The 10195-nt window shown below is 47.9% G+C and carries 10 protein-coding genes; 4 read left to right on the top strand and 6 right to left on the bottom strand.

Annotated elements, in window-relative coordinates; all coding sequences use genetic code 11:
* Window positions 1-243 precede the first annotated feature (243 nt).
* The 5 genes from larB to ispF all read right to left on the bottom strand — a co-directional run bounded on the left by larB (window position 244) and on the right by ispF (window position 4623).
* Window positions 244-1050 carry a nickel pincer cofactor biosynthesis protein LarB gene (gene larB / locus QUA03_RS27330; protein WP_333216643.1) on the bottom strand — a complete coding sequence of 269 codons (807 nt, stop codon included), beginning with the start codon at window positions 1048-1050 and terminating at the stop codon, window positions 244-246.
* 160 nt (window positions 1051-1210) lie between these two features.
* Window positions 1211-2971, bottom strand: a complete 1761-nt coding sequence (locus QUA03_RS27325) for an ABC transporter substrate-binding protein (protein ID WP_333216645.1) — start codon at window positions 2969-2971, stop codon at window positions 1211-1213.
* A 46-nt stretch (window positions 2972-3017) separates the two neighbouring features.
* On the bottom strand, window positions 3018-3584 hold the full coding sequence (locus tag QUA03_RS27320) for a PIN domain-containing protein (protein ID WP_333216641.1): 567 nt from the start codon (window positions 3582-3584) through the stop codon (window positions 3018-3020).
* Window positions 3585-3591: 7 nt separating this feature from the next.
* On the bottom strand, window positions 3592-4110 hold the full coding sequence (locus QUA03_RS27315) for a hypothetical protein (protein WP_333216639.1): 519 nt from the start codon (window positions 4108-4110) through the stop codon (window positions 3592-3594).
* A gap of 33 nt (window positions 4111-4143) precedes the next feature.
* Entirely contained in the window at window positions 4144-4623 is a 480-nt protein-coding gene (gene ispF / locus QUA03_RS27310) for a 2-C-methyl-D-erythritol 2,4-cyclodiphosphate synthase (protein ID WP_333216638.1), read from the bottom strand.
* A 105-nt stretch (window positions 4624-4728) separates the two neighbouring features.
* On the opposite strand from ispF, the gene QUA03_RS27305 reads away from it, so the two are divergent.
* Window positions 4729-4887 (top strand): hypothetical protein, encoded by a 159-nt coding sequence (locus tag QUA03_RS27305; protein ID WP_333216636.1) that lies wholly within the window; start codon window positions 4729-4731, stop codon window positions 4885-4887.
* A 120-nt stretch (window positions 4888-5007) separates the two neighbouring features.
* On the opposite strand, the gene trmD is transcribed toward QUA03_RS27305, so the two are convergent.
* A complete protein-coding gene (trmD, locus tag QUA03_RS27300; protein WP_333216634.1) occupies window positions 5008-5703 on the bottom strand; it encodes a tRNA (guanosine(37)-N1)-methyltransferase TrmD in 696 nt (231 codons plus the stop codon).
* A gap of 108 nt (window positions 5704-5811) precedes the next feature.
* Here trmD and QUA03_RS27295 point away from each other — a divergent pair, with 108 nt between their 5' ends.
* The 3 genes from QUA03_RS27295 to cphA all read left to right on the top strand — a co-directional run bounded on the left by QUA03_RS27295 (window position 5812) and on the right by cphA (window position 9988).
* The gene (locus QUA03_RS27295; protein ID WP_333084108.1) at window positions 5812-5970 is read left to right on the top strand and encodes a hypothetical protein; all 159 of its coding nucleotides are present in this window, start codon (window positions 5812-5814) and stop codon (window positions 5968-5970) included.
* A 65-nt stretch (window positions 5971-6035) separates the two neighbouring features.
* Window positions 6036-6929 carry a cyanophycinase gene (locus QUA03_RS27290; RefSeq protein ID WP_333084106.1) on the top strand — a complete coding sequence of 298 codons (894 nt, stop codon included), beginning with the start codon at window positions 6036-6038 and terminating at the stop codon, window positions 6927-6929.
* Window positions 6930-7267: 338 nt separating this feature from the next.
* Window positions 7268-9988: a cyanophycin synthetase gene (gene cphA / locus QUA03_RS27285; protein WP_333216632.1), complete on the top strand. Its 2721-nt coding sequence runs from the start codon at window positions 7268-7270 to the stop codon at window positions 9986-9988.
* Window positions 9989-10195 lie beyond the last annotated feature (207 nt).

Raw genomic sequence — 10195 nt, 5'->3', positions numbered from 1 at the left:
GCCTCATTGTAGTTTTTTTTCCATGATTATGGGATGTTTGGTTTCACCCTTTTTTAATTCGCCAACAGTCTCTTTCAACCGCCGAGTCTGGCAGTCCTGGAAGCAACTGACATATATAGTAAGGTGCTCTACTATCGGAAATCTTCAATAATCTTTCAACAACGGAGTCTGACGCACCTTAAAAATAGATCGATCGTCCTGTGACAGTTAGACTTAGTCTGATCTAATCGAGGGGGTTCCTAATTACTCCCCCTCTCTCCCATTCTCCCCCTCTTTGATGATTTTCCCCACTCTGCCAGCACTTCTGAGAATTTGACAAGCCAAAATCGCTGCCCCAAATCCATTATCAATATTCACCACACCCACACCAGCCGCACAAGAATTAAGCATAGTTAAAAGAGGAGCAATCCCGCCAAAACTCGCGCCGTAACCTACACTCGTCGGCACAGCAATCACCGGACAATCTGCCAAACCCGCAACCACACTCGCCAAAGCACCTTCCATACCCGCTACTGCAATCAACACATCAGCATCGGCAATTACGTGCCGGTTGCTCAGCAAGCGGTGAATGCCAGCAACTCCGACATCCCACAAACGTCGCACCTGAAAACCGCAAAGTTCCGCAGTAACTGCCGCCTCTTCCGCTACAGGCAAATCCGCCGTTCCCGCACTGATAATAGTCACAGTACCCGGATGCTGCGGACTGGGGGAATTGGGAGAAATTGCACAAATTCGAGCCTTTTGGTGATAGCACAAATCGGGTATTTTTTGTTGCAATTGCTCGAAAACTTCCGGTTCGATTCGCGTCGCCATCACCGCAGAATTTCGCCCGCGCATCGCCTCGATAATCTCAACAATTTGGTCTGGCGTTTTCCCTGGGCCCCAAATTACTTCAGGAAAACCCGTTCTCAGAGTACGGTGGTGGTCAATTTTGGCAAAATCGCCGACTTGTTCAAAGTCAAAATGCTTTAATTTATCCAAAGCTGCGATCGGACTCACATCGCCGGCGGCCACTGATTCGAGTAACTTCTGTAAAATTTTAGGTTCCATAAACTAATAACAAATGACTGCTAACTAATGACCTGCCCAAAAACGGATACAAGCCCCCAACTTAAATCGCGATGGCACAATTTTAGACTCTTGTTCAAGTTCCCAGATTCATCTGTGGAGTCAATCTAAAATCTAAAATCTAAAATCTAAAATCGATTGACTATTCTGTTATTTTCAGTTCGTACAAATTCCAGAAAGCACCGCCGAGGGCACTGTAGCGAATTCCCGAAACGCGATCGCGCACCGCCTCAAAAGTCAGCGGATTTACCATATAAACAAAAGGAACTTGTTCCGCTATAATCCGCTGCGTTTCTCCATAAAGCTCCTTGCGCTTCGCCTCATCAAGCTCCTGGGAAGCCTTCACATAAAGGTCATCGATTTTCTGCTCCCAGTCGTACACTTCCCAACCTTTAATCGGGGGTTCTCCGAATTGCGGGCCCTGGTTGAAACTGTGCAAAGTGCCATTGACTGACCAAATATTGTAGCCGCTGTGCGGTTCAGTACCTCCCGTAAAACCGCCGAGGTAAGTATCCCAATTTCGCGTCAATCGCAGCTTTTCCACATAAGTGTTAAAACTCAGGAACTGCGTATCAATTTGCATCCCCAGTTTGCCCAAGTCTTGCTTAATTTGCGTTCCCATTTGTTCCCGAACTTTTTTACCTGCCGCCATCAACAAAGTAAATCGTACCTTGTTGCCTTCAGCATCCAACAATTCGCCGTTACTATTATACTTAAAACCAGCGCTTAACAGTAACTCTTTGGCTTTTTGTCGATCGTAACTGTAAGTTTTCAATCCCTGTTCTGGGGACAGGTAAAACGGGCTTTGCGCCGGAATTGGGGAATGCAGCGGCGCGCCAAGTCCGCGATAGATATTGTTAGTCATCGCCTCGCGGTTGATGCCATAGGCGATCGCCTGCCGAAATTCTTTACTCGCGAACCAGCGAGCCTTAACCGGGTCTACAAACGGCTGATTTTGAGCATTGCGCCCCTTATTCAGATTGAAACACATAAACACGCTGCCAGTATCCGGGCCGCCGTTGAAGACCGTATATTGGCCGCGTTTCTCCTCCCGTTTCAGCAGGGGAAACACTTCCGGCTCCACGTTCAGAGTATCCAAATCGCCCGATCGAAAATTCAGCAGTTGATTGTCAGTATTTTCGATAATTTGCCAAACAATTTGCTGGATGTAAGGTTGAGGATTTCCCTCAGAATTTTTGCGCCAATAATACGGATTTCGTTCCAAAACAACGCGCTGATTGGGAGTATAGCTCAGCATTCGGTATTGACCATTCCCCACAATTTTTTTAGGGTCAGTATCCGTACCCCAAGTAGTCAAGAATTTAGGCTTGCCGTCTGCATCTGTATTATCGATAGATTCCTGTAAAATATGAGCTGGTAAAATTGGGATTCCCCCAGCATATCTAATAAAAGGAGCAAAGGGTTCTGCAACGGAAAATTCTACGCGGCGACTGTCGAGTTTTTTGACTTTTGGAAATTCGCCACTGATGCCAACCCTCAGAATATCTTTCAAACCGCTAGGAATTTTGTCATTGAAATAAATCTTTTCATAGCTGAAGATAATGTCATCAGTAGTCAGAGGTTGGCCGTCCGACCATTTCAATCCCTCTCGCAGGGCGAAGACAATCTTTTTGCCATCTTTAGAAACTTCCCAGGACTCGGCTAAACCGGGTTCTAACTCGGATGTCAAGCCGTTTTCGTTGATCAATCCCTCGTACATATAGCCAAAAACGCTGTATGCAGATTGATTTAGCGGGTAGTTAAAGGTGGCTGGGCCGCTGGGGGTGGGAACGATGAGTCTGTTTACTAAGTTCGATCGGGCTGGAGTGCACGCAGACAGAGTTATAGTGGCAATTGCCGCCAGTAAAATCGCCAGCCAGCGCAGTCTTGAATGTAGCATCATAGAAATTTTCATAATTTTTTAGTTTACCACCTGCGTGCAACTATGACTAAGATTGTAACCAACCGAGAAAGTCTTCAGTGCGCGAAAAATACTTGGTTATCCCTACTCCCCGCAAAGCATCTCGAACTTTGGGCAGACCAAATTCTTTTGTATTATTACTCAAAAATACTTTGACTTCATTAGGATGTAAGTGTGCGTGATTCAAGATGCAGTGCAGAATCAAATTGTCTGTAGGGTCTTCTTCAATAAAAATTGAATTCAAACTTGATTGAAGTATGCCTGCTGTTAAGGAAATCATTTCTATCTTGGTGGCTAACAAATCAAGAGCTGCAAAAAGACGTGTATTAATATCATTTATCAGAGCCTCGTTTTCATTGAGTGATTGCTCTAAGTGGAAGACAAGAGACTGGGCAGAGGGGGAAGTTTTATCTCGCTTTAGCTGACTAATTTGTTTTTCCATTTCACCTAAAAAACGGTTGCGTCGCTTGATTTCATCTTCTAAAGCCGAAAGTGATTCCATGCAGCAAATACTTGGTATGGCTATGCTGACTGATGTAGGTACACTCACCAACAAGTTGTTAGCGTCAGGGTCGCGTCCCGTAGCAATGCTCATCAGAAAGTTAGTCTCGATATATAAAATTGCCACCAATTTCTACCCCAGATTTTGTCGTCCCACCTGCTAGCAGTGGCAGCAAGCCGATTTTTGCTATCTGTTCTGACGCGGTTGGAATCTCAGACTTCCAATTATAAGCTAAGTCGCGCAGCCATGCTTCAACCAGTCTAGTTAGGTATCGCTTAAATATCCGTTTGTTGCCAAATTCAGGCTCATAATGGCGAAGGATCTCAGCAGTGTTTAGAGAGCAAACAGGTTCAGATAAATTTACTCCGTCCCATTTAAAAATCAGAATCTGCTCGGTGTCAACAAACATCGCATAGGGAATGATGGTTCGTTGCTCGGACATTTTCGCTAACGCAGCTTTCATCCAAGATATCATGTAATCAGCAATCCTCTGCTTTGCTGCTGGTTCTTGAGCTTCAATAATTTTGACTTCGATTAGCACGACTACCCGATCGTCCTTATCCAATGCGATAATATCGGCGTCTATGGGTAACTCTAAATCCAATGTTTCAGTTTGCATGGTTTTGGCCTTCCTAAAACGTAGATTAAAGTTTTATTTTAGCACTAACAAAACTACAGCGTAAGCCGCGATTCCTTCTTCTCTCCCCACCGGACCTAATTTTTCGTTGGTGGTGGCTTTGATGCCGATTTGGTCTGGTTTTAATTGTAGGACAGCAGAAAGCCGATCGCGCATTTGCTCAATATGCGGTTTCAGCTTTGGACGTTCCGCTACCACCACCGAATCAATATTGCCGATTTCCCAGCCTTTATCTAATATTAACTGATTGACTTGTGCTAGCAAGACGAGACTATCAGCACCTTTCCATTTCGGGTCAGTTGGAGGGAAATAAAGACCGATATCTCCTAAGCTGAGAGCTCCGAGCATCGCGTCCATGATAGCGTGGGTAAGTACGTCGGCGTCGCTGTGGCCGAGTAAGCCTAATTCGTGGGGAATGTGCACGCCACCGAGGATGAGGGGGCGTTCTGGCACTAAGCAGTGAATGTCGTAGCCATTGCCGATGCGGATGTTCATGTAAAATTGGGGTTTGGGAAGTATAGTAGAGGACAATTATTTCATATTTTCAGGGAGATAAGTGAATTTATCTTTTAATGCCGATCCGAGTGTTAAAGATTTTTTTTGGCTGCTTTCCTCAGCAGTTATGGCAATCCTAAAGCTGTTGGAGGGGGGAGAGAACCGTTAATGCTGGAAACGCTAGAAAATTCTCGCAGACTTCTCGATCGCTCTCCTGAACTCAAAGACTTACAAACGCGAATCCAAAATTTATTAGGCTCTTAAATATACGGAATTTACGCATCAAGACCAAAGAAACCGGGTTATTTACCGAATCTGTGGACTACAACGAAGTATTACCACAAAAAACCCGGTTTCTGACCACTCGTGCGATCGCCCTTTCTCCTATTCTTCCCTCTCCTGGAACCACCGATCGTACAAATCCGATCGCCTTTGGCGCGTTCTTTCAATTTGCTGTTGCTTGCGCCAGCGAGCAATTTCTGCGTGATTACCAGACAGCAACACGTCGGGCACCTTCAATCCCCGAAAATCCGCAGGTCGAGTGTACTGCGGATAATCCAAAAGTCCGTCTTCAAAACTCTCAAACTTTAGGGAATCTTCCTTCGCCACAGTTCCCCGCAGCAATCGCAAAACCCCATTTATCAAAGCCAAAGCTGGAATTTCGCCCCCCGTGAGCACAAAATCCCCCAAAGACACCTCGCGAGTGACCAAATGTAGCACTCGATCGTCCACACCCTCATAATGACCGCAAATCAAGACCAACTGATCGCGACCGACCGCCAACTCTCGAAACATCGACTGCTGCATCGGTTCCCCCTGGGGAGTCAGCAAGATCACCTCCCGCCTCGGCAAAACCGGCAGCGACTCCACCGCAGCAAAAATCGGTTCCGGTTTCATCAGCATCCCCACTCCGCCCCCGTAAGGCTCATCATCGACTCGCTGGTGTTTGTCTGTGGTAAAATCGCGGGGATTGACAAAATTCACCTCAGCAATCTTTTTAGCTAAGGCTTTGCCCATCAGTCCCGACTCTAGGGGAGCCCGGAAAAATTCTGGAAATAGGGTAACAACGTCAAATCGCACAATTATTGGAATTTCATTGATACATCACCTCTAGTTTGACCTTTAGAGGGAGTTCAGTTTTCAGTAATTGCTTTATTCTTTATAATTTCTTATAATTTCTGAAAATTTTTGCAAGTTAAATTCTCTTCCTTTGTCGGCGGGCCCGTTTTGTACAACAATAATCAGTTTTTCATGACAGCGACTGCAAGTAAACTCACCGCCAAACAACTGCGGGATCGCACGATCGGCGATCGCACATCCCTCGCACCAACAAATATTTATTCTTAAAAAGCCCTATTCTACGCACAGCCACGGCAAAATTGAATTTCACATCCAACAGAGGAAGACACATCATGCAGCAGTTGACATCTCAAGCCCTTGAACACAATATTCCCCAGCGCACAAAAACCTCGATTATGGTCATCGGGGGAGCCGAAGACAAAGTTCACGGGCGAGAGATTCTGAACACCTTTTTTTGCCGTGCTGGGGGTGCAAACGCTCGGCTGGCGATCGTTCCGTGCGCTTCGCGAGATCCCGAAGGAATTAGCAACCGCTACCGTACAATATTTGACGAAATGGGCGTTGGCGCCGTCAAAGTAGTGGACATCCGCGAACGCGAACAAGGCGAAAACCCCGTCTGGAAAGATTACTTAGAAGACTGTACGGGCGTATTCATCACAGGCGGCGACCAACTGCGGCTTTGTGGACTGCTGGCGGACACCCCGCTGATGGAGAAAATTCGCAAAGAAACTCTCGAAGGCAAGATTACCCTTGCTGGCACCAGCGCAGGTGCTGCGGTGATGGGATATCACATGATTGCAGGCGGTGGGAGTGGCGCGTCACCGAACCGCTCTTTAGTAGACATGGCAAACGGACTTAACATTATTCCTGAGATCATCGTAGATCAGCATTTTCACAATCGCAACCGCATGGCTCGCTTGCTGTCGGCTGTGGCTTGCCATCCCGATCGCATCGCTATTGGTATTGACGAAGACACCTGCGCCTTGTTTGAGGGAGACGATACTATGAAAATTCTCGGTAAAGGCACTGTGACTATTGTTGATTCTAGGGAAAATTTTTATACCAATGAGTCTATGGTAGGAGCGACAGAACCCTTAAGTCTGTTCAATATGCGCTTGCACGTTCTATGTCACGGAGATTGCTACAATATGCCCCTCGGCAAACCAATGCCATCAGGAGCCTGTTCCGAGTCTGGCTGGCCCCCCGAATGCCGCACAGCCAACTAACGTACAACATCTCTTGTCATTGATTCGGCAGAAATTAGGCGGCATTCCGGCCGAATCATGGATACAACAATAGAATAGATTCCGAAGCAGCCACGGGCTGAGCCGAGAAGGCAGAATCACAGAAAGTTCTAACTTCGGGCTTTGATTTTTTGCTAGCCATGTACCTGTACTTGTTTTTAGCCGATCGCAAGGGCATGAATTTTCAATTGGGTAGCCCATAACTGGAAATTCACTCCCAAACTGTTCGCAGCGAACAGTCGATCGAGCAATCTAGATCGAAATTGAATAAATGCTCCAATTATCTATAAGATTTCGCGCCCCATACCCCTCTAACTGCCATGAAAATACTTAAAATCCAGACCTTACGCGGCCCCAACTACTGGAGCATCCGACGCCAGAAACTCGTCCTGATGCGTCTGGATTTAGAGGAGTGGGCAGATAAAAAAACATCCGAAATTCCTGGCTTCTATGAAGGGTTGATCGCCGCACTTCCGAGTTTGAACGACCATCACTGTTCACCAGGCCATCAGGGAGGATTCCTGCAACGGGTCAGAGAAGGCACAATGATGGGACACGTAATCGAACACGTCGCCCTAGAACTTCAGGAAATGGCAGGAATGCCGGTCGGGTTCGGCCGCACCCGCGAAACTGCGACCCCAGGCATTTACCAAGTAGTAATCGAGTATCAAAACGAACAAGCAGGTCGCTATGCAGCCCGGGCGGGCGTGCGGATGTGCCAAAGTATTGCCGAGACAGGCACTTATCCAGCAGCAGAATTAGTCCAAGATTTGAGAGACCTGAGAGAGTTTGCTGCGTCGGCGGCACTCGGGCCGAGCACGGAAACACTGATTAAGGAAGCAGAAGCGCGCGGCATTCCTTGGATACCTTTGAGCGCCCGGTTTATGATTCAACTCGGCTACGGGGTTCACCAAAAGCGGATTCAGGCAACTCTGAGCAACCGGACGGGAGTTTTGGGAGTAGAACTTGCCTGTGACAAGGAAGGTACCAAAAATATCCTCGCCAGCGCCGGTGTACCGGTTCCCAGAGGAACGGTGATTCATTATTTGGATGAACTGCGCGGGGCGATCGAAGATGTCGGCGGTTATCCGATCGTCCTCAAACCCCTAGACGGCAACCACGGCCGCGGCATTACGATCGACATCAATTCCTGGGAAGCAGCAGAAGAAGCCTACGACTTAGCCAGCGCCGCATCAAAAACAAAAAGCGTCATTGTCGAGCGCTATTACGTCGGCCGTGACCACAGAGTATTGGTAGTCAACGGGCAAGTCATAGCAGTCGCAGAACGAGTCCCCGCTAACGTCGTGGGCGACGGCAAGTCTACAGTAGAACAGCTTATTGAAGAAGTAAACCGCGACCCGCAGCGAGGAGACGGACACGACAACGTGCTCACCCGGATCACGATCGACAAATTGTCCCTGGATTTGCTGCAAAAACAAGGATACGCAATGGACTCCGTAGTGCCCGTCGGCGAAAGAGTATTTTTGCGGGCGACAGCCAACTTGAGTACCGGTGGAATTGCAGTCGATCGCACCGACGAAATCCACCCAGAAAACGTCTGGCTGTTTTCGAGAGTCGCCAAAATTATCGGTTTGGACATCGCCGGCATTGACGTAGTAACTCCCGACATTTCCCAACCCCTGCGCGATGTCAACGGCGTCATCGTCGAAGTCAATGCAGCACCGGGTTTCAGAATGCACGTCGCCCCGAGTCAAGGTTTACCCCGCAACGTCGCCGGTGCCGTCTTCGATATGCTTTTCCCCTCGCCTCAACCCAGCCGGGTGCCGATTTTAGCGGTAACGGGAACCAACGGCAAAACGACAACCACTCGCCTGCTTGCCCACATTGTCAAACAGACCGGTCAGATTACCGGCTACACGACTACCGACGGCACTTACATCGGCGATTATTTGGTCGAAAGCGGAGACAATACCGGGCCGCAGAGTGCTCAATTGATTTTGTCTGACCCAACGGTGGAAGTGGCGGTGCTGGAAACGGCTAGAGGCGGAATTTTGCGATCGGGCCTCGGCTTCGATCAGTGCGATGTCGGCGTCGTCTTGAACGTCGCGGCCGATCACTTGGGAATTGGGGACATCGACACCGTGGAACAACTGGCCAAACTCAAGAGTGTCCTCGTCGAGTCGGTAATGCCCAAAGGCTATGCAGTTTTGAATGCAGACGACCCGCTTGTATCACAAATGGCGCAGCGTGTCAAGGCTCAAATTGCATATTTTTCCATGAACCCGGACAACGAACTGGTTGCCAAACATACCGCTGCGGGCGGGCTGGCAGCGATTTACGAAAATGGCTACTTGTCGATCTTAAAAGGCGATTGGACGCTGAGAATTGAGCAGGCTGTGAACGTGCCGCTGACGATGGGCGGGCGCGCGCCGTTTATGATTGCCAATGCTTTAGCAGCTTGTTTAGCAGCTTTTGCTCAAGGAGTGAAAATAGAAGATATTCGCGCTGCTTTGTCAAGCTTCCAAGCATCCGTCGGTCAAACTCCCGGAAGGATGAACCTGTTTAATTTGGGCAGCTATCACGCTTTACTCGACTACGCCCACAACCCCCACAGCTACAAAGCTTTGGGCAGTTTCGTGCTGAATTGGCCGGGACTGCGAATCGGGGTAGTAGGTGCTCCCGGAGACCGACGAGATGAAGATTTTGTCACGCTGGGTAAACTTTCGGCCGAGATGTTCGATCGTATTATTGTCAAGGAAGATATTGACAGGCGCGGGCGAGAACCCGGTGTTGTGGCCCAGTTAATTTGCCAGGGAATTGCCGAGGCGATTTCTGCAGGAACCGCAAAGAAATCTCAAGTTGAATACGAGTTGATTCTCGACGAAACAACGGCCGTTAACAAGGCTTTAGATGAGGCGGCGGTAGGCAGTTTGGTAGTGATTTTACCTGAAGGTGTCAACAAAGCTTTGAGTTTAATTGAAGCCCGGAAACCGATTAAGGAATCTGTGGAAGTTCAAAATGGTTTAGATCGATCGAAGTCACAGGAAAGTTTAAAACCGACTGTGGTGAATCAAGGCTAAACTCTTAAGTCTCATTTAATTAATAGGTTGGGTTGAACTTTTAGGACACCCAACCTATTTTTATATAAATTCTCAGTTAAATGAGGTACGCCCGGTAATTGGTGATCGAGCGGTGCGTACCTATGATAAATAATTAGGGCTTGCTGAATAATCGATCGCACATCAAGAATAAGAGCGATCGATATCTTCAAGCCGAGTTAAATATAA

It is taken from the genome of Microcoleus sp. S36b_A4 (genome assembly GCF_036700645.1).
Classification (GTDB): Bacteria; Cyanobacteriota; Cyanobacteriia; order Cyanobacteriales; family Microcoleaceae; genus Microcoleus.
The sequence above is the reverse complement of the archived record's forward strand: the minus strand, read 5'-3'. Positions and strand labels throughout refer to the sequence as shown.

Bases quoted from the DNA above. Each gene is read 5' to 3' on its own strand.
- larB (WP_333216643.1), bottom strand. From the start codon at position 1,050: ATGGAACCTAAAATTTTACAGAAGTTACTCGAATCAGTGGCCGCCGGC.
- QUA03_RS27325 (WP_333216645.1), bottom strand. From the start codon at position 2,971: ATGATGCTACATTCAAGACTGCGCTGGCTGGCGATTTTACTGGCGGCA.
- QUA03_RS27320 (WP_333216641.1), bottom strand. From the start codon at position 3,584: ATGAGCATTGCTACGGGACGCGACCCTGACGCTAACAACTTGTTGGTG.
- QUA03_RS27315 (WP_333216639.1), bottom strand. From the start codon at position 4,110: ATGCAAACTGAAACATTGGATTTAGAGTTACCCATAGACGCCGATATT.
- ispF (WP_333216638.1), bottom strand. From the start codon at position 4,623: ATGAACATCCGCATCGGCAATGGCTACGACATTCACTGCTTAGTGCCA.
- QUA03_RS27290 (WP_333084106.1), top strand. From the start codon at position 6,036: ATGCAGCAGTTGACATCTCAAGCCCTTGAACACAATATTCCCCAGCGC.
- cphA (WP_333216632.1), top strand. From the start codon at position 7,268: ATGAAAATACTTAAAATCCAGACCTTACGCGGCCCCAACTACTGGAGC.